Genomic DNA, 21159 nt, shown 5'->3' on the forward strand with positions numbered 1-21159 from the left:
ATATGAAAAAATTTGAAAAATAGGTTCAATTTTTGCAAAAAAGGGACTTTTATATTGTAAATATAGTGGTTCAGTTGTCAAGACAAAAATCTAAGACTTTTATAATGAACTGATAGGTTGATAAGTTACTGTATCTGTAGAGATGTACGTAGGATGAACTAGTTTTCTTTACAGATAATTAAGCTACATATGACATCAGCATTGCAGGATAATAATATTCCGCTGGTGTGTGATAATCCAATGCAGAATGATATCTTTCAAAGTTATAGGTGTGAACATATCGTTTGATAGCTGCTCTGGCTTCTTTGATATTATTATATTGTGTCAGGTAAGCTTCTTCATACTTAAAACTTCGAAACCATCGTTCGATCATGATATTATCAGCCCAGCGACTTTTTCCATCCATACTCTGACGGATACCATTTTCTTTTACAAAATCGATATATTGCTGGCTGGTAAACTGACATCCCTGATCTGAGTTCAAGATCTGAGGTTTGGCTATCTTAAATGCTTTATTTAATGCATTGAGCACCATTCGGGTATCAAGAGTATCATCTACTTCCCATCCGACGATACAGCGGCTGTACCAGTCGATCACTGCAGTCAGATACAGAAATCCGTGTTTGATCGGGATATATGTAATGTCAATGGACCATGCCTGATTTGGCTTATCGATGACAGTGTTGCGGAGTAGATAAGGACAGACTTTTGCCTGTTGCATACGCTTAGACAGATTCATCTTAGGATAGATTGGATGAATGTCCATTTCATTCATATATCGTCTGGCTTTTAATTGTGCAGACATCTGTCTTGCACCCCAGGTTGGATTATTTGTATGGAGATGATCTATGATCTCTTTACATGCCAGTTCATCATCGGATACTGGAGATTCTTTGTAATAAATACTTGTACGGTTGATATCAAGTAAGCTTGCGCCAACAGAAGCAGGAAGTTCTTTAGTCGTCAAAAGGTTTCGGACTAAATTTACTCTCGTAGTCAGGTCCGCAAATTTCTTCAGATTTTTTTTTGAGCCAGTCCACCTGCATGGTTAACTGACCAACCTTTTTTGTATACTCAGCTTTTTCCTTGCGTTCTTCGACAAGCTTTTCCTTGAGGTTTTCCTCACGTTTGTCGTCAAACACAGCAGAAGCATTGTTCAAGAATTCTCTTTTCCAGTTACGGAGAAGATTTGGTTGAATATTGTTTTCTGTTGCTAAGGTATTGAGATCTTTTTCTCCTTTGAGTAGCTCGATCACAAGGTCTGATTTAAATTTTGCACTAAAATTTCTTCTTTTTCTGGACATGACACTGAATCCTTTCTTATGTATTGATTTAAGTATATCAGATTCATTAAGATCTGTCCGAAAAAGTGTCTTAATTTATGAGACCATTATAGATTACAGCTCAGTACGGAGAAAAATATCATAGAAAAATTTGGATTATAACGAATGATCGTAAGAGTTCGGTATAGTCATTATCATAATCCTATATTCTTACTACAAAAATTGGTACTACAAATTGCACAAAATCCTTCTGTGATCAATAATAGTTCTTGAGAAGATTGCTGGTTATCTCAAGAAAGTCATATATATAGTATCGTCATTTCCTAGAAAATATCATAATAGATTGAATGAGTAGAAATAATTTGATAAAATATACATAGAAAATACATAATACAGAATACAAAAAATAAAAAAGGAGAATATGATGATTCATTTTTTAGGAACAGTCGCAATGATCTTAGTATTAAGCTTAATGATTACAGGACTTTTAAAATTAAATTACAAAGATTTATGGGTATCAGAAGATAAAAAAGTTGCTGAACCAGAAGTAAGAACATTAAGAAGTTGTTAGTTAAACCAAGAGGATGTCGAAAGAAACGGCATCCTCTTTTACATTTCGCACCATATAAATAACCACTCACACCATATTCGTTTATTCTTTAAAGAAATATGATAGCGTAAATTATGAATAGGGAAAAGAAAGCAAAAGAGAGGAGGCAGATAAGTTGTTACAAAAAATAAAATATCTTTCATTTTTTATAAAAGAGGATATGATGGAGCCATTAAGATATCTGATTGTCGCATGCAGTATCGGAATGGTATTTTTGATGCTGTTAAAGATGTTTGACATGATCTTTCCACAAGGGAAACATTTTCATAGAAAGAAATATGTCTGGACACTGATCGTGATCTATGCGATCGTATTTATTAATGTAGGATTTTTCTCAAGAGAACCAGGAACAAGAACGGATGTAAGTTTAAAATTATTTGAAACATGGGGGAATTCAATGATCGCTCATGCGTATTTTGTGGAAAATATCATCATGTTTATCCCATATGGTATATTACTTCCAATTGCATTTAAGAGGATTCGAAAAATCTGGATGTGTGTAGGAAGTGCATGCATGATCAGTTGTATGCTTGAAGTAATGCAGCATATGACTGGCAGAGGATATGCACAGATCGATGATGTGATGACGAATACCATAGGAGCCGCAGTTGGATATGTGGTGTGGAAGATTTTTGACAAATTGCGTCTGGTTTTTTTTAAGAAACCATGATATACTAACTAAGTTACTGAGGCGTTTTCCGAGACTGCTGAAAAGCTTATTACAGCTAATAAGTGAATAAAATCACGAAGATTAGCAGGTTAGTAGTCGGTTTTTCAGTTGTTTCGGCGCCTTAAGACAAAAGAATATAAAGGAGACGAACTATGACAAAACAGTTTAGCATGGAACTTGCAGGACGTACACTGATGGTTGAAGTCGGACGTGTTGCAGCACAGGCAAATGGTGCAGCATTTATGCACTATGGCGATACTGTTGTATTATCTACAGCAACAGCATCTGAAAAACCTAGAGATGGAATTGATTTCTTTCCATTAAGTGTAGAATACGAAGAGAAATTATACGCAGTAGGTAAGATCCCAGGTGGATACTTAAAGAGAGAAGGAAAACCTTCTGAGAATGCAATTCTTACAGACCGTGTGATCGACCGTCCAATGAGACCACTGTTCCCTAAAGATTACAGAAATGACGTTGCATTAAACAATTTAGTTATGTCTGTAGACCCAGACTGCAGCCCAGAGCTTACAGCTATGCTTGGTTCTGCGATTGCAACAGCAATCTCTGACATTCCATTTGACGGACCTACAGCATCTACAATGGTAGGACTGATCGATGGAGAATTCGTGATCAACCCAACTTCTGCACAGAAAGAAGTTTCTGATCTTGCATTAACAGTTGCATCTACAAGAGAGAAAGTTATCATGATCGAAGCTGGTGCGAATGAAGTGCCTGAAGATGTGATGTTAGAAGCAATCTTCAAAGCTCACGAAGTAAACCAGGAGATCATCAAATTCATCGACACAATTGTTGCTGAATGTGGAAAAGAAAAACATGATTATGAACATCATATCGTAGATCCAGAGATGTATGATGATATGGTAGCTTTCATTACACCAGAAGCAATGGAAGAAGCTGTATTTACAGATGATAAACAGACAAGAGAAGCAAATATTCGTGCGATCGAAGAGAAATTAGAAGAAAGATATGCTGAGAATGAAGAATGGTTAGCACAGATCGGTGAAGCTGTTTACGCATTCCAGAAGAAGACTGTTCGTAAGATGATCTTAAAAGATCACAAACGTCCAGATGGTCGTGAGATCAAACAGATCCGTCCACTTCATGCAGAAGTTGACTGCTTACCAAGAGTTCATGGATCTGCATTATTCCAGAGAGGACAGACTCAGGTTATGACAGTAACAACACTTGGATCATTATCTGAAGCACAGCGTCTTGACGGAATCGATGTAACAGAAACTACAAAACGTTATATGCATCACTATAACTTCCCTTCTTATTCTGTAGGAGAAACAAGACCAAGCAGAGGACCAGGACGTCGTGAGATCGGACATGGTGCATTAGCAGAGCGTGCGTTAGTTCCAGTATTACCAAGTGAAGAAGAATTCCCATATGCGATCCGTACAGTATCTGAGATCATGGAATCTAATGGATCTACATCTCAGGGAAGTATCTGTGCATCATCTCTGTCATTAATGTCAGCAGGTGTTCCGATCAAAGCTCCAGTAGCAGGTATTTCTGTAGGACTTGTCACAGGAGAAGGAGATGACGATTACATCATCTTAACAGATATTCAGGGATTAGAAGACTTCTTCGGAGATATGGACTTTAAAGTAGCTGGTACAGACAAAGGTATCACAGCGATCCAGATGGATATTAAGATTCATGGATTAACAGAACAGATCATCCGTGAAGCGATCGCAAGAACAAAAGAAGCAAGAACACATATCCTTCACGATGTAATGAACCCAGTGATCCCAGCTGCAAGAGACCACGTTGGAGAATATGCTCCAAAGATTTCCCAGTACAAGATCGATCCTGAAAAGATTTCAGAAGTTATTGGTAAACAGGGTAAAACAATCAATGGAATCATTGATGAAACTGGTGTTAAGATTGATATTGACGAAAGTGGACGTATCGATATCTTAAGTGAAGATCAGGCAATGATCGACAAAGCGATCAGCATCATCAAATCTATCGTAGAACCATTAAATGTTGGAGATATCTATGAAGGTGAAGTTGTAAGAATCATGAACTTCGGTGCATTTGTACAGCTTTCTCCAAACAAAGATGGAATGATCCATATTTCTAAACTTTCTAACGAAAGAGTAGAGAAAGTAGAAGATGTCGTTAATATCGGAGACAAAGTAGCTGTCAAGGTATTAGAGATCGACAAGATGGGAAGAATCAATCTGAAATTAGAAGAGAAGATTGAAGATTAATTAAAAATCATCAAACAGCTTTTTGTATGCGAAAGTGTATGAAAAGCTGTTTTTCTATATGGAGATAACGTTTCTATACAAGAAACAACAAAGGAGATATACAAGTTTGAAACATATTATATTAGCATCTGCATCACCAAGAAGAAAAGAAATCTTAGAACTTGCAGATTTAGACTTTGATATTATGCCTAGTGATGCCGAGGAGATTACGACAAAAACAGAACCACATGAAGTGGTTATGGAATTGGCATCTATTAAAGCAAGAGATATTTATGAACGATCAGATAAACAGAGTATGGTCATTGGGGCTGATACAGTTGTAGCTTATCATGGACAGGTTCTTGGAAAGCCGGCAGATGAAGCCGATGCTAAAAGAACATTAATGATGTTAAGCGGACAGACACATGAAGTGTATACAGGTGTTTGCCTGATCGAAGATGGGGAAGCAAAAACATTTTATGAAGAAACAAAGGTAACATTTTATGAGATCAGTGAAGATGAGATAGAGCGTTACATTGAGACGGGAGAGCCAATGGATAAAGCTGGATCATATGGGATTCAGGGAAAAGCAGCGGTCTTCATCAAAGGGATTGAAGGAGATTACTACAATGTTGTAGGATTTCCGATTGCAAGATTTCTGCAGGAAATTAGAAAATAGTCATGTATTTTTTGAAAATATAAGGCAAAAACCTTTGACGATACTTATAGACCTCTGTTATGATGTAAGATAAAGGCAAAAAGCAGATAGACCGAAGAGTACGGTATTTATAAATGTTATTATGTATAAGTAGAAAGGGATTAGAAAAATGAGCAAGATTGCGATCGTAACAGATAGTAACAGCGGAATTACCCAGAAAGAAGGGAAAGAACTTGGAATCTCAGTGATTCCAATGCCATTTTATATTAATGATGAATTATATTTTGAAGATATCACATTAACACAGGAAGAATTTTATCAGAAGTTAGATGAGGATGCAGATATCAAGACATCTCAGCCAGCACCAGGAGATGTGTTGGATCTGTGGGAGAAATTATTAGAAGATCATGATGAGATCGTACACATTGCGATGTCCAGCGGATTAAGCAGTTCCTGTGCAACAGCAGCGATGTTAGCCGATGATTATGATGGAAAAGTACAGGTTGTGGATAATCAGAGAATTTCTGTAACACAAAGACAGTCTGTAGCAGATGCCATGAAATTGGCAGAAGAAGGAAAATCTGCAAAAGAGATCAAAGATATCTTAGAAGCAGATAAATTAGATTCAGGAATCTTCATTATGGTAGATACATTAAAATATCTTAAGAAGGGTGGACGTGTTACATCAGCTGGAGCAGCGATCGGTACAGTCCTTGGAATCAAGCCAGTACTGCAGATTCATGGTGAGAAGTTAGATGCATTTGCCAAGACAAGAGGTGTCAAACAGGCAAAGAAAAAGATGATCGCGGCAGTAAGAAAAGAATTAGAAGAACGTTTTCCAGATGGAGATTTTGCAAAACATGCTTATCTTCAGTCTGCATATACGAAAGATAAAGAAGCAGCGCTTAAGTGGAAAGAAGAATTGATGGCAGAATTCCCAGAAATGGAATTTCAACAGGATCCACTATCTTTAAGTGTTGCATGCCATATCGGTGCAGGAGCACTGGCAGTTGCATGGACACATAAGATTGAAGATTGATTAATTTAATATAGTAAAATAAAACTTTTTTTATATGTCATAATAGAATTTTAGATGAAATCCCTGTGTAATCATAGCACAGGGATTTCTTTTGTGTTACAATACAGTCAATTTTGGTAGACTAGATGGCAGGAGGTAATTCCTATGGAGATGAAAAAGGTTTTGAAATACGCAATGGAGATCGGAGAATGGATGCTAAAATCTGGTGCGGGTGTTTCAAGAGTGGAAGATACCATTTCAAGAATCTGTAAAGCATACGGGGCAAAAGAAGCTAATGTATTTTCTATCACATCGAGTATCGTAACGACGATCGAAGATGAAGAAGGAGAAATCATAACACAGACAAAACGTATCAGATATTATAAAACAGATTTTAAAAAATTAGATGAATTAAATCAGCTGTCAAGATATATGTGTAAATATCTTCCGGAAGAAGAGGAAGTTAGAGAAAGAGTTCTGAAAATAAAAAATGGAAATATGATCACATTTTTGGAAGAAGTGATCGTATCAGCCGTGATCGCAGCAGCCTGGACTTCATTTTATGGAGGGGGAATCACAGAAGATGTTATAGCGACACTAAGTGGAGCTTTAGTAACGATATTAGCCAGATACTTAAAGATACTTGCACCAAATGAAATGGTCCTAAATTTTTTATTATCATTTTTTGTAGCATCATTAGCATATGTTTGTGCAAGCGTTGGAATAACACAGGATTATGGAAAGATCATTATCGGTAATATCATGCTGCTTGTTCCGGGAGTGGCATTTGTCAATGCACTTAGAGATATGATCGGTGGGGATATGATGTCTGGAATCTTGCGTGTGTGTGAATCCGTGTTGTTAGCAGTCTTTCTTGCGGCAGGTTCTTTTATGGCACTGATATTTTGGGGAGGTGTGTTATAAATGAAAACAGAGATCATTCAGGTACTTGCAAGTTTTGTCGGAAGTTTTGGATTTGCAGTGCTTTATAATCTTCGAGGAAGAAAACTTTGTATGGCTGGAATTTCAGGAATGGTATCCTGGATCGCATATTTAGTTGCATGGAATGAGATGCCAAGTGTATTTGCAGCGAATTTAGCAGCTGCGGCAGTCGCAACGGTTTATGCAGAGACGATGGCCAGAATTTTAAAGACACCAGTTACGGTATTCTTGATCACCGGGATCATTCCGCTTGTTCCAGGAGGAAATTTATATTACACAATGAATTATGTTCTTGCCAAGCAATGGCATTTATCTTCTTTATATGGACAAAAGACAATCTTGATCGCAATCGCAGTTGCTGCGGGGATCATGATAGCATCATCGATTTATGGGATTTGTGCATTGGTGTGGAAGTATTGTAAGCAAGAAGTGAAATAGGAATGAACGCAAAGAAACAGGCATAAAATAAGACCATACCAATAGAAAGTGAAAGGATCTTATGGAACAAGATGAGAAATTTGATAACCAGTTCAATCTGGCACTGGATCTTACGAAAGAAGAACGGGAAAGGTCAGAAGATTTAAATGCTGGATATGATCAGACATTTGATCGATGGGAGATTATCTTTCGTTATGCAGGTGATCTAAAGACATTAAAAAAATCATCAACAACCAATATTGAACCATTGAGCATGGGATATGCGATCGCATATATGAAAGAAAATGATTTAGAAGCATTTTCAAGAAATGAACAAGTGATCTTTATAGAAAAACCAAAAAATTTATTATTAAACCGACAGGTATCAATTTCAGCTTCCTGTATGTTGTCGGTAAAGAATACACCTCTTTCATTGACTGGAAGGGGTGTTTTTGTTGCAGTGATCGATACAGGAATCGATATATTTCATTCGGATTTTATCAATGAAAATGGAGATACGAAAATTTATGAGCTATGGGATCAGACGATTTCGGGAATCCCACCACAGCCATTTATAAATGGAACTTTGTATACAAGAAAAGAGATCAATGCAGCAATTCATTCAGAAAATGGACGGCAAATGTTTCAAAGTCGTGATGATCTTGGTCATGGAACGCATGTAGCATCCATCTGTGCAGGAAGAAATGGTGTGGCACCAGAGGCAGAACTGATCGTTGTGAAATTAGGAGATATAAGCAAACAAGGATTTCCAAGGACGACACAGTTGATGACAGCACTGCAGTATGTGATCGATACAGCGATAAGGGAAAACAGACCAGTGGCAGTGAATATCAGTTATGGGCATAATTACGGGGATCACAGAGGAAATTCGTTGTTGGAGACATTTGTTTCACAGATCGCAGGGCAGTGGAAAAGCTCTATTTGCATAGGAACTGGGAATGAGGGAAATAGTGGGCGTCATAAACAAGGAAAGATCACGACAAAAACGGAGCTGATTTTATTTGATGTGGCACCATTTGAGCAGAACTTGAATCTACAGATCTGGAAAGATTTTGTGGATGAATTCAAGATCAGACTTGAGTCTCCATCGGGAATCACATATACGATCGTGGACCAGCAAGGAAAATCGCAATACACATATAAGGATACAACGGTTTACGTGTACAATGGATACTCAACGCCATATAATGTTAGGCAGGAACTATATTTTAGTTTTATACCGATGGAAGGAAATTATATAGAAAGCGGTCAGTGGAAGATAGAAATTTCACCAGTGAATATAAAAAATGGTGAATATCAGATGTGGCTTCCGGTATCTGCAGGAAGCAATCCAGAAACCAGATTTTTAGAACCAGATAAAGTATTTACTTTAACAATTCCTTCAACTGCAAGAAATGTGATTTCCGTAGGTGCTTATGATGTTAGATATCAGGCTTATGCAGATTTTTCAGGAAGAGGAGATCAGAAATTTTGTGTAGATAAGCCGGATCTTGTAGCACCAGGTGTTGGAATTTTGGCAGCAGCAGTTGGAGGAGGCGAGAGTGTAAGATCAGGAACATCGATGGCAACACCATTTGTTACAGGATCAGCAGCTCTTTTGATGGAATGGGGAATTGTAAGAGAAAACGATCCATATCTTTATGGAGAACGAATGAAGGGGTATCTTCATAGGGGAGCGAGACGATTACAGGGATATGATAGATATCCGAATGATGAAATTGGATATGGACGGTTATGTGTGTCTGAAAGTTTGTATCAATAACGATATTTTATGAAAAAATACAACTAATATCCGCAATTTTTGTATCATATTTCCAGTTTATATGCTAAAATTAATAATATACTGGGAATACGAAAGGGGAAGAGACAATCATGAAAACAGAAAGATTTGACAAGAAACTGTTCAAACAGGAAGTCATCAATAATCTTAAGACTCAGTTCAGAGTAGAGCTTGATAATGCCACCCAGCAGCAGATTTATCAGGCAGTCGCTTATGCTCTGAAAGAGTGGATCATTGAAGACTGGATGGATACTCAGAAGACTTATGAAGAAAAAGACCCGAAGATTTTATATTATATGTCCATGGAATTCCTGATGGGAAGAGCACTTGGAAACAACCTCATTAATATGAGTATGTATGGAGAAGTGAAAGAAGCATTAGAAGAATTAGGTGTAGACCTTAACATGGTAGAAGACCAGGAACCAGATCCAGCCCTTGGTAATGGTGGACTTGGACGTTTAGCAGCATGTTTCTTAGATTCACTTGCAACACTTGGATATGCAGCATATGGATGCGGAATCCGTTATCAGTATGGAATGTTCAAGCAGAAGATCAAAGACGGATATCAGATAGAAGTACCAGATGAATGGTTAAAGAATGGAAATCCATTTGAATTAAAACGTCCTGAATATGCGAAGGAAGTACGTTTTGGAGGAAATATCCGTACAGAATATGATGAAGCATCTGGAAGAATAAACTTCATTCAGGAGAATTATCAGTCTGTTATGGCTGTACCATATGACTATCCAGTTGTAGGATATGGAAATCACATTGTTAACACATTAAGAATCTGGGATGCAGAACCAATTACTGATTTCCAGTTAGATTCATTTGACAAAGGTGAATATGACAAAGCCGTAGAACAGAAGAACCTTGCAAAGAATATCGTAGAAGTATTATATCCAAACGATAACCACTATGAAGGTAAAGAACTTCGTTTAAAACAGCAGTATTTCTTCGTATCTGCAAGTTTACAGGCAGCAGTAGCCAAATATAAGAAGAATCATGACGACATCACAAAACTTTATGAGAAGATGACAATCCAGATGAACGACACTCATCCAACAGTATCTGTAGCAGAACTGATGAGAATCTTAATGGATGAAGAAGGTCTTGGATGGGATGAAGCATGGGAAGTTACAACAAAGACTTGTGCATATACAAACCATACGATCATGGCAGAAGCATTAGAGAAATGGCCAATCGATCTGTTCTCAAGATTACTTCCTAGAGTTTACCAGATCGTAGAAGAGATCGACCGCCGTTTTGTGAACAAGATTCGTGAGATGTATCCAGGTAACGAAGAGAAAGTCAGAAAGATGGCAATTCTCTGGGATGGTCAGGTACGCATGGCACACATGGCGATCGCAGCAGGATACTCTGTAAATGGTGTAGCTAAACTTCATACAGAAATCTTAAAGAATCAGGAATTAAAAGATTTCTATCAGATGATGCCTGAGAAGTTTAACAATAAGACAAACGGAATCACACAGAGACGTTTCTTAATGCATGGTAATCCATTACTTTCTGACTGGGTAACTAAAAAACTTGGAACAGATACATGGGCAACAGACCTTTCTTTAATGTCAGGACTTAAGAAATATGTAGATGATCCAAAATCACAGAAAGAATTTATGGAGATCAAACTGCAGAATAAAAAACGTCTGGCAAAATATATCAAAGAACATAATGGAATCGATGTTGATCCTACATCTATCTTTGATGTGCAGGTAAAACGTCTTCATGAATATAAACGTCAGCTGATGAACATATTACATGTAATGTATCTGTACAATCAGTTAAAGAAGAATCCAAATATGAACTTCTATCCAACAACATTTATCTTTGGTGCGAAGGCAGCAGCTGGATATCGTCGTGCAAAACAGACGATAAAACTGATCAACTCTGTAGCTGATAAGGTAAACAATGATGCATCGATCAAAGGTAAATTAAAAGTAGTATTTATCGAAGATTATCGTGTATCTAATGCGGAATTGATCTTTGCGGCAGCAGATGTCAGCGAACAGATTTCTACAGCATCCAAAGAAGCATCAGGAACAGGTAATATGAAGTTTATGTTAAATGGTGCACCAACACTTGGAACAATGGATGGAGCGAACGTTGAGATCGTTGATGAAATCGGAGAAGAGAATGCATTTATTTTCGGTTTAAGTTCTGAAGAAGTTATCAACTACGAGAACAATGGTGGATATCATCCATATGAGATCTATGAGAATGACAAAGATATTCATGAAGTATTAGATCAGTTAGTTGATGGAACATATGCAGATGGTGACCATGAACTTTACAAAGACTTATATCAGAGTCTGTTATTTGGTGATACAGGAAGTCAGGCAGATATGTACTTTATCTTAAAAGACTTCCGTTCATATGCAGAAGCTCATGAGAAAGTGGCAAAAGCATATCAGGATACAAAGAAATGGGCGAAGATGGCAATGACAAATACTGCAGGATGTGGTAAATTCTCATCTGACCGTACAATTCAGGAATATGTTGATGATATCTGGCACTTAGATAAAATTAGATAAGTAGTGGAAATTGTGATATAATAGGAGAAGTCTCTTTTGGAGGCTTCTCTTTTTGTGGGGAAAATACTTCAAAGAAATGATAACAAGTGACATAAAGATGAAGATAAGGGGAAGAATGTGAAGGAAGGAATAAAAAAGATTACAGCATGTCTGTTGATCATACTAATGACTATAACATTAACACCGATATACAAAGTTACTCATAAAGTATTGGCTGCACAGAATTTTAAAATTCATTTTATTGATGTTGGCTGCGCAGATGGAGCATTGCTTCAGTATGGGGAAGGAAGCAACGCCAAATATGCAATGATCGATACAGGAGCTGGAAAATACAACGGAACGAAAGACAAGACATATGCCAAGAAAAAAGATCCAGTTTATGAGTATCTTAAAAAAATGGGTGTAAAGCATTTGGAATTTGTGATTCTTACACATCCACATCGGGATCATATTGGCGGCTTGGTAAAGATCCTGAAAGATAAAACAATTACGATCAATACGATTTATGGGAATTCTTTAGAAATGACTTACTTAAGAAGCAATGATAATGTTAAGGAACAGACTTCAGAAACTGCGAAATGGACAAAATTTGATTCAGATACATACCAAAACGTAAAGGATGAAATTGAAAAAAGAAATAGTGAAGAAGATGAATCTTTGCATGTAAAATATGTTATTCCAAAGGCCGGCTCAAAGATTTATCTTGGCCAGGCACAGATTACGTTTTATGGGCCACTGGAGAATAATTATAAGTATGGAAGACAAGTGAATCTTAATGTAAGGCAGGAAAATAAATATTCCATCGTTACAAGAATCGTCTATGGAAAGAATTCATTTTTGATGACAGGAGATGCCCAGAGAGAAACGATAGAGAAGATTATCAAAAAAGGTTATAATCTGCAGGCACAGGTATTAAAAGAACCACATCATGGTTATCAAGATGTAAAGGAAAAGGACAAACTGATCGCAGGACGGACATCAGATCACAAATTATTGATCGATCATACCAAAGCAAATATTGCGGTTATCAGCAATGGATATAAAAATACAGGGGAAGTTCCCATGAAAAATGTTCTTACGGATCTTTCCAAGATGGATATTTATGAGACGGGTAACAGGGGAACGATCGTTATCACCTCTGATGGAAGTCATTTATATGTAAGAACAGAAAAAGGTGGAAATAAACCGAGTGTCAATGGAAAAATCATATCATCAGGAAAGAGTATTTCCATGCCAGTCTTGCAGTCCATTGATATCGTAAGCAATAAAAAAACAAAAATACTTCCAGCATATCCTGGAACAAAAGATGCAAAGAGTATCTATACAAACAAAAGTGTGACAATAAAGATCAATGCCAGTGCCAGAAGTTTTACGAAGATTAATAGTGTGCAATATAAGATCGTGAAAAAGGGACAAAGCAGTGCCAAACTTCCGTATTGTTATGGAAAATCTGTGACCTTAAAGAACGGAACGATTGCAAAGGTCTATGTAAAATATAATACGATGCTTGGAGAGAAGGAATTAAAACTTCCGCAGATCGTTGTTGATACCAAGGCACCGACAAAGCTTAGGCTTAAGAAGAAAAAATCAGGAAAGAAGAAAAAAGTAACTTTTTCGGCAAATTATGGAACTAGTGGCAAGAAGAAAACCGCGTATAAGTTAGTTCCAAAAGGAAAGAGTGCCAAAAAATATAAATGGAAAACTGCAAACGATGTCAGATATGATGCTAAAAAATATAGAAAAGCAAGATTATATGTGCGTTTTATTGATAAAGCAGGAAACAGCAAGACAACGAAGATGTCAATATAAGATAAGAAGACAGACTGCTTGTATGATAAAACATAATTTGCTATACTGAAGAGTAACAACAATATAAGAACAGATCAGGAGAATGAGAATGAATAGCAGATTAAAAGGAATTGTAACAGTTATACTGATCGTGATCATAGGATTGGTTGCGGTCAGCGGTATTGGATATATCAGACAGAGAATGGCAGAAGATCAGGGTGTGAAATATCTAAAACAGAAAGAATATCAGAAAGCATATGAAGAATTTGATAGTGCGGCCTCAAGATTTACATTGATCTTTACAAAACAGAAGAAGAATGTTCTGTTTTATGAAGGAGAGGCATTGTATCAGATGGGTGAATATAACAAAGCAGCTGAAATTTATGATCGATTGATCGATCGTGGAGAAATTAAGGCATATTCTTTAAAAGCATATTGTCTGATGCAGAGAAATAAAACAAAAGAAGCACTAGAAGTATGCAATCTTGGAATTTCAGAATTTCCGAAAGAAGGAGAGATCTACTGTACCAAGTATGCAATTTATGCAAAACAGGAGAAATACAAAGAAGGACTTCAGGTTATTAAAAAAGCATTGAAACAGGATGAATTAAAGAATAAGAAAGAAGTGCTCTTTGCAAGGATTGGTGCATATGAGTCTTTGTTTGATTTTGATACAGCATATAAATATACAAAAGCTTATGTAAAGGCGTATCCAAAGGATGCACAGGGAAAGAAAGAACTGACATTTTTGGAAACAAGATAAATGGCAGACAAAAGCATTGAATGAGGGAATGTTATGGGCAAAGATATTCTGATAAGAGATCAGATTTTTTCGACATATGATAGTCTGTATGATGCAGAAAAGAAGGTTGCAGATTACGTGGCAGGACATCAGGAAGATGTGATCAATATGTCGGTGGCTGAACTGGCACAAAATTGTGCTACGAGTCAGGCTACTGTGATTCGCTTTTGCAAGAAGATCGGATGTGAGGGATTTCACAAGTTGAAGTTGAAACTTGCTGGAGAACAAAGCAAGCAGGAAGAACTGGCAGCATCGAATGAAATTAATATTGAGAATATGGAACAATCTCTTCACAATATTATGGTTAGTAAAGTAGAAGAGATTAAAGCAACTTTTCACAATTTTGATCAGAAAGAACTTCGAAGTATTGTGGATGCAGTTTTGGGTGCAAATCTCATTGAATTTGCTGCGATGGGCAATACAATACCGATTGCGATGGACGGAACATATAAGTTTAATCAGCTTGGGCTACATGCTGTGACTTCTCCAATCTGGGAGACACAGGAGGCATTTGCAAGAACGCTGAAGAAAGGTGATGTATTTTTTGCGATTTCAGCATCGGGAGCATCTAAGCGTCTGATCCGCATGGCTAAGATCGTGAAGAAGCAAGGTGGAGTGACTGTTGCAGTGACGAATCAGGCAAAGTCACCGATAACTGAGATTTGTGATCATGTGATCATAACAGCAACAAGGGAACACATTTTTTATGATCAGGTTAGTTTTACAAGGATGGCTGCGATGGCAGTGATCGATACATTATTTATGTTGATACTTTCTATGAAGAACGATTTCTTTGAGAATGTTGCAGAACATGAACGCTCCGTGATAGAGGAAAAATTATAAGGAAGATGGAATAAGATGTTTATTTTGATAATAGGAGTGTTGATCATATTTTGTATTCTGTTATTTATCTGCTATTCTTATATGCAGAATCAGCGTTCAAAATATGTCTCACAGATGTATAAAGAATTTAAAGAACAATATGGGGCCAATGCAAAGGTTGCTATGGGATTTTCACAGACAAATGTGTTTTCTAAAGCAATGACATTGATGATCGCGGTAAATCCAGAAGATCATCGAGTTATTGATGCATGGGCAGTGACTGATAATGACATGGAAATAGAAGGAAGAACTTGTGCAGAATATCTAGGGATTGATATTAATAAATATGCGGAAGATGTCAGAAAAAGAAGTGATAAGGATCTTTTGATGAGAAAACCAACACAGATCAAAACAGCAAAAGAAAAGGCATTTGCGATGGCGGTAATGCAGATATTAAATCAGGAATAGGAAAGAGTCATTATGGAAGAGATCAAGAAAGAGATTATTGAAAAGGTTATTCTTGTTGCAGTGGCCGATCAGGACGTGAGAGAGGCAGAAGAATCTCTTGATGAATTAGAAGAATTGGTAAAGACTGCTGGAGCAGTGGTTGCAGCAAGAGTGATTCAAGTAAGAGAAGCTCCGCATCCGGGAACTTATATTGGAAAAGGAAAGATTGACGAAGTTAAGGCATTGTTATATGGAACAGATGCGATAGGTATTGTATGTGATGATGAGTTATCTCCTGCGCAGATGGGGAATCTTAGTGATGCACTAGATACAAAGGTAATGGACAGAACTTTGATCATTCTTGATATTTTTGCTAAGAGGGCATTTACAAGAGAGGGTAAGATACAGGTAGAACTTGCACAGCTGAAATATCGTGCATCCAAACTTACCGGACAGGGAAAAGCGTTATCAAGGCTTGGAGGAGGAATTGGAACAAGAGGACCTGGAGAAAAGAAACTTGAGATGGATCGTCGCTTGATCCGAACGAGAATATCAAGACTTAAGGCAGAACTCCGTGATGTTGTAAAGCACAGAGAAGTACAGCGAAAACAGCGCCAGAAGAATCATCTTCCGGTTGTGTGTATTGTTGGATATACGAATGCTGGAAAGTCAACGCTTCTGAATCATTTTACAAATGCAGGTGTCTATGAGGAAGATCAGTTGTTTGCAACCCTTGATCCAACAACAAAGAGTCTGGATTTAAGTGGCGGGCAGACAATTCTTATGACAGATACGGTCGGATTTATCCGCAAACTTCCACATCATTTAGTAGAGGCTTTTAAAAGTACATTGGAAGAAGCAAAATACAGTGATCTGATCCTGCATGTTGTTGATGCTTCTAATCCGCAGAAAGAAAAGCAAATGGAGGCGGTATACGAAACATTAAAGCAACTTGGTGCGAATGAATCGCCGATCGTGACAGCATTTAATAAGATCGATCTTTTGAATGGAGATGAGATTTTAAAAGATCAAAATGCAGAAGCGGTCGTAAGAATTTCAGGAAAGACAGGAGAGGGGACTGACCAGTTATTAGAGAATATTGAAAAGATTCTGCAGAAACAGAAATTATATCTGGAGAAATTATATGATTATCAGGATGCAGGTAAGATTCAACAGATCAGAGCTCATGGACAGCTTTTGAAAGAAGAATATAGAGAAGATGGAATTTATGTAGAAGCATATATCCCAAAAGAGATTCTTGGAAACATCTAGGAGGAATTGAAAGTGATCATTCAGAAAGTAATTAATAACAATGTTGTTAGTACATTTGATGCAAACGGCAAGGAAGTTATTTTGATGGGCAAGGGAATTGGTTTTCGAAAAAAAGCAGGAGATGAATTAGATAAAAACAAGATTGAGAAGATTTTTACATTGGATTTAAGCGGGAAGTCTTCTTTTGTTCAAGAAGTTATGGCAATTATTCAAGAATTCTACGAAATCGTTCTTAATCCAGAACATCCGGCATATCAGCGGTTTGCAACGCATCTTCAATATCTTGAGACAGAGATCATGTCAAAGAAACATCCGATGGAAGAAGATGAAGAAGCAGATGTTGAATTTTATGAAAGAAATCAGAAAAAATATCCGGAAGCCTATGTGTGCAGTCAGAAGATCGTGGAACATATTGAACAGCATTATGATTGTAAATTATCTGCGGATGAGAAAATGTATCTTATCATTTATGTAAAAAGGCTGATCCTTGAAACAAGTGGTCAGATATAAATCTAGGTTGACTTATGCGTCAGAATTTGATATTATAATGTTATCAGATTTTGGATTGTGACTGGTAAGGCAGGCAAGACCTATTTAATAAGTGTGAACATTTGTTAAAGTAGGTCTTTTTTTATGCTTTTTTAAGGAATTGCACTTAGATGAGTACAAAGATAAGCCAGTTAAAGATCCAGATAAATTAAAATTATTTTATATGTGAGAAGGAGAAACAATTATGGTATCAAAGAAATTTGTCATTGAAAACGAACAGGGATTACACATGAGACCAGCAGGAGTTTTAGCGAAAGCTGTAACTAAATTCGAATCTGACGTAACTATCGTATTCGAAGATAAAAAAATCAACGCTAAAAGCTTATTAAACATCATCGGAGCTTGCATCAAATGTGGTTCTGAAATCGAATTAGTATGTGAAGGTCCAGACGAAGAAGCAGCTCTTGCACATGCAACAGAACTGATTGAATCTGGATTAGGTGAATAATCACTGCTCATAATGGGTGTAACATATAATTTGATAAAGGACGGGTGGCAACATGTATAAAGGTATAGGAGCATCTGCTGGTATCGGTATCGGTAAGATCGTTAAGATTAAGGAAGAAGAACTTAATTACACAAAACAGTCTATCGAAGATACAGAAGCAGAGAAAAAACGTTTAAGCGATGCAATTGAAGTTTTCATTGAGAAGACTCAGAAGATGGTTGAATCCATGAAAGTAACTGCTGGTGAGCAGGAAGCAGAGATCTTAGAAGGTCATATCATGATGATTCAGGATCCAGCGATCTCAGAACAGATCGAAGCTAAGATTGATGGAGAGAAGATCAACGCAGAAGCTGCTGTAGAAGAAGCTTGCGATTTCTTCGCACAGATCTTCGCTATGGCAGACGATGAACTGACACAGCAGAGAGCATCTGACTTAGGCGACATCAAAACTCGTTTAATTAAGATCTTACTTGGAATTGAAGAAGTAGATATCAGTGCAGTTCCAGAAGGAACAATCTTAGTAGCAGAAGATTTAACACCATCTATGACAGCAGGAATCAATCCTGCAAATGTTCAGGGTGTATTAACAGAGATCGGTGGTAAGACATCTCACTCTGCGATCATCTGCAGATCTATGGAAATTCCAGCAGTTCTTAGTATCGAAAACATCGTTTCTATCGTGAACGATGGAGATGAAGTTGTTCTTGACGGATCAACAGGAGAAGCATTCATCAATCCTGAAGCATCTGTTGTAGAAGAATATAAAGCTAAGAAAGCAAAATTCTTAGAAGAGAAAGCTGCCCTTCAGAAGTTTGTTGGACAGAAATCCCAGACAGCAGACGGACACGTTGTGGAACTGGTTGCTAACATCGGTGGACCAGACGAAGCAGAAGGTGTCTTAGAGCGTGATGGAGAAGGTGTTGGATTATTCAGATCTGAGTTCTTATTCATGGAAAGCGATGCGATTCCATCAGAAGAAGCTCAGTTTGAAGCATACAAGAAAGTAGCTGAAACTCTTGACGGTAAACCAGTGATCATTCGTACACTGGATATCGGTGGAGATAAAGCTCTTCCATATCTTGGACTTCCAACAGAAGAGAATCCATTCTTAGGATTCAGAGCAGTACGTTTCTGCTTACAGAGAAAAGAAGATATTTACAAACCACAGCTTCGTGCATTATTACGTGCAAGTGCTTTCGGTAAAGTTCGTATCATGGTACCATTAGTAACATGTGTAGACGAGCTTCGTGCTGTAAAAGCGATCATCGAAGAACTGAAACAGGAATTAGATGCAGAAGGTATCGCATATGACAAAGACATCCAGGTTGGTGTTATGATGGAAACTGCAGCAGCAAGTTTAATTGCTGACATTCTTGCAAAAGAAGCAGACTTCTTCAGTATCGGTACAAACGATTTAACTGGATACACAATGGCAGCCGACAGAGGTAACCCAGATGTTGCATATCTGTACTCTGCATACAATCCAGCTGTACTTCGTTCTATCAGAAATATCATCTCAGCTGCAAACAAAGAAGATATCATGGCAGGTATGTGTGGAGAAGCAGCAAGCGATCCATTATTAGTACCAGTATTACTTGGATTTGGATTAAACGAATTCTCAGTAAGTGCTACAGCAATCCTTGCTACAAGAAAAGTAATGTCTCTGTGGACAATGGATGAATGTAAAGCATTAGTTGATGAAGTAATGCAGTTAGAAACAGAAGCAGAAGTAAAAGCTTTATTAGAAGAAAGAGCAAGAAGCTAAGATTATATGATTTAGTTTCTTACGGGAATATGGAAAGGACCTTGGTAATTTAGTTATCAGGGTTCTTTTTTTTGTATTGTAATGGAACAATATATTAAGTAGGTATACTTATTAAAAAAGTCAACCATAATATTTCACAAAAATAAAAAAAGTTTTTTGTATTAAACGACGAAAAAACTAAATCTGATTGCCTGTAAAATGGTGAAATGTTACAATCCAAGCATAAGGGGAGAATGAAAACGACATATCAGAATACTGTATGAACTTAAGTTCCCTGAGACCTTACGAAGTCACGGATTTCGGAGAGACAACAATCCATGGAGATGATCAGGCGAAAAATGAAGTGTGCTATACTAGTGGAATGTATCTTATTCTACATGGAAAGATCATAGTCTGAAGACAAGATATGATGGAAGAAGGAGTAAATATGATTAAAGAATTGATAAAGATAAAAGAAAATAATAATATAGTTAGTATATTTTGCGATGAAGATGATACCTCGATGTTTTTGGAAGGATATATTTACGCAATTGGAAGACAAGATTTTTTAATTAAACATATAACACCTCATGGATTAGCAGATGGGTATATTCTGAAAAAAATAGATAGTGTTATGCATTTAGAGATAAGTGGACAGTATGAAAAAAAAATAGAAAAATTATATTCTAAAAAGAATCAAAGACATATTGATTTAAAACTACAAGATAAAGTTAGTTTAAAGAATAATATATTTCAAATTTGTATGAATAATAAGTATATAGTATCAATTGAAATGATACAAGATGATGAATGCCCAATTAAAGGAGTTATAAATAAAATTGATGATAATAAAGTAATCGTTTCAAAATTAACAGAATACGGAGAGGATGATGGAGAGGCAATATTAAAAAAAGAAAATATAGACACTATTTCATTTTTGGGAGTAGATGAAGAAGATATACAATTATTAAAAAGAAAGTAAATAGTTTCTTAATATATTTTCTGGGAAACATGTTTGTAAAAATTGCTGTATCAAAAAACAAAAAAATAAGAATGTATAGAAGTAAATAATTTTACAAAATCTCGGAATCTTGATTTTTAGTCACAAATGATGAAT

The 21159-nt window shown here is 36.8% G+C and carries 20 protein-coding genes; 18 read left to right on the forward strand and 2 right to left on the reverse strand.

Annotation, left to right across the window (positions count from 1 at the left end):
- Window positions 1–178: 178 nt before the first annotated feature.
- Together KE503_RS05670 and KE503_RS14470 are read right to left on the reverse strand one after the other, a co-directional pair.
- Complete coding sequence (locus KE503_RS05670) at window positions 179–967, reverse strand: IS3 family transposase (RefSeq protein ID WP_249182979.1); 789 nt, start codon at window positions 965–967, stop codon at window positions 179–181.
- Window positions 957–1304, reverse strand: a complete 348-nt coding sequence (locus KE503_RS14470) for a transposase (RefSeq protein ID WP_249182980.1) — start codon at window positions 1302–1304, stop codon at window positions 957–959. Before KE503_RS14470 ends, KE503_RS05670 begins: the two co-directional genes overlap by 11 nt.
- A 403-nt stretch (window positions 1305–1707) precedes the next feature.
- Between KE503_RS14470 and KE503_RS05675 the strand changes: the two genes are divergently transcribed.
- The 18 genes from KE503_RS05675 to KE503_RS05760 all read left to right on the forward strand — a co-directional run bounded on the left by KE503_RS05675 (window position 1708) and on the right by KE503_RS05760 (window position 21024).
- Window positions 1708–1854 (forward strand): hypothetical protein, encoded by a 147-nt coding sequence (locus tag KE503_RS05675; RefSeq protein WP_155492455.1) that lies wholly within the window; start codon window positions 1708–1710, stop codon window positions 1852–1854.
- 154 nt (window positions 1855–2008) lie between these two features.
- Entirely contained in the window at window positions 2009–2563 is a 555-nt protein-coding gene (locus KE503_RS05680; protein WP_022375593.1) for a VanZ family protein, read from the forward strand.
- Between the two features lie 152 nt (window positions 2564–2715).
- Window positions 2716–4806: a polyribonucleotide nucleotidyltransferase gene (locus tag KE503_RS05685; protein ID WP_212384675.1), complete on the forward strand. Its 2091-nt coding sequence runs from the start codon at window positions 2716–2718 to the stop codon at window positions 4804–4806.
- 106 nt (window positions 4807–4912) lie between these two features.
- On the forward strand, window positions 4913–5464 hold the full coding sequence (locus KE503_RS05690; protein ID WP_055196619.1) for a Maf family protein: 552 nt from the start codon (window positions 4913–4915) through the stop codon (window positions 5462–5464).
- A gap of 148 nt (window positions 5465–5612) precedes the next feature.
- On the forward strand, window positions 5613–6482 hold the full coding sequence (locus KE503_RS05695; protein ID WP_212384676.1) for a DegV family protein: 870 nt from the start codon (window positions 5613–5615) through the stop codon (window positions 6480–6482).
- Between the two features lie 144 nt (window positions 6483–6626).
- Complete coding sequence (locus tag KE503_RS05700) at window positions 6627–7385, forward strand: threonine/serine ThrE exporter family protein (RefSeq protein WP_022375597.1); 759 nt, start codon at window positions 6627–6629, stop codon at window positions 7383–7385.
- Window positions 7386–7841, forward strand: a complete 456-nt coding sequence (locus KE503_RS05705) for a threonine/serine exporter family protein (protein WP_022375598.1) — start codon at window positions 7386–7388, stop codon at window positions 7839–7841. It begins immediately after the preceding gene.
- A 61-nt stretch (window positions 7842–7902) separates the two neighbouring features.
- Complete coding sequence (locus KE503_RS05710; protein WP_212384677.1) at window positions 7903–9603, forward strand: S8 family peptidase; 1701 nt, start codon at window positions 7903–7905, stop codon at window positions 9601–9603.
- A 110-nt stretch (window positions 9604–9713) separates the two neighbouring features.
- On the forward strand, window positions 9714–12170 hold the full coding sequence (locus KE503_RS05715) for a glycogen/starch/alpha-glucan phosphorylase (RefSeq protein WP_212384678.1): 2457 nt from the start codon (window positions 9714–9716) through the stop codon (window positions 12168–12170).
- A 117-nt stretch (window positions 12171–12287) separates the two neighbouring features.
- Window positions 12288–13979 (forward strand): ComEC/Rec2 family competence protein, encoded by a 1692-nt coding sequence (locus KE503_RS05720; RefSeq protein WP_212384679.1) that lies wholly within the window; start codon window positions 12288–12290, stop codon window positions 13977–13979.
- Window positions 13980–14067: 88 nt separating this feature from the next.
- Window positions 14068–14721, forward strand: a complete 654-nt coding sequence (locus KE503_RS05725; protein WP_212384680.1) for a tetratricopeptide repeat protein — start codon at window positions 14068–14070, stop codon at window positions 14719–14721.
- Window positions 14722–14754: 33 nt separating this feature from the next.
- Complete coding sequence (locus KE503_RS05730; RefSeq protein ID WP_212384681.1) at window positions 14755–15603, forward strand: MurR/RpiR family transcriptional regulator; 849 nt, start codon at window positions 14755–14757, stop codon at window positions 15601–15603.
- A gap of 15 nt (window positions 15604–15618) precedes the next feature.
- Window positions 15619–16050 (forward strand): hypothetical protein, encoded by a 432-nt coding sequence (locus KE503_RS05735; protein ID WP_022375604.1) that lies wholly within the window; start codon window positions 15619–15621, stop codon window positions 16048–16050.
- A 12-nt stretch (window positions 16051–16062) separates the two neighbouring features.
- On the forward strand, window positions 16063–17301 hold the full coding sequence (gene hflX, locus KE503_RS05740; protein ID WP_055196625.1) for a GTPase HflX: 1239 nt from the start codon (window positions 16063–16065) through the stop codon (window positions 17299–17301).
- A gap of 12 nt (window positions 17302–17313) precedes the next feature.
- Window positions 17314–17811 (forward strand): CAT RNA binding domain-containing protein, encoded by a 498-nt coding sequence (locus KE503_RS05745; RefSeq protein ID WP_022375606.1) that lies wholly within the window; start codon window positions 17314–17316, stop codon window positions 17809–17811.
- 223 nt (window positions 17812–18034) lie between these two features.
- Window positions 18035–18298, forward strand: coding sequence for an HPr family phosphocarrier protein (locus KE503_RS05750; protein WP_006568975.1), 264 nt, complete (start codon window positions 18035–18037; stop codon window positions 18296–18298).
- A gap of 52 nt (window positions 18299–18350) precedes the next feature.
- Window positions 18351–20063, forward strand: coding sequence for a phosphoenolpyruvate--protein phosphotransferase (gene ptsP, locus KE503_RS05755; protein WP_009204346.1), 1713 nt, complete (start codon window positions 18351–18353; stop codon window positions 20061–20063).
- A 406-nt stretch (window positions 20064–20469) separates the two neighbouring features.
- Window positions 20470–21024 (forward strand): hypothetical protein, encoded by a 555-nt coding sequence (locus KE503_RS05760; RefSeq protein WP_008392537.1) that lies wholly within the window; start codon window positions 20470–20472, stop codon window positions 21022–21024.
- Window positions 21025–21159: the final 135 nt, after the last annotated feature.

It is taken from the genome of Anaerostipes sp. Marseille-Q3525 (assembly GCF_018223505.1).
In the GTDB taxonomy this organism is placed as follows: Bacteria; Bacillota; Clostridia; order Lachnospirales; family Lachnospiraceae; genus Anaerostipes; species Anaerostipes amylophilus.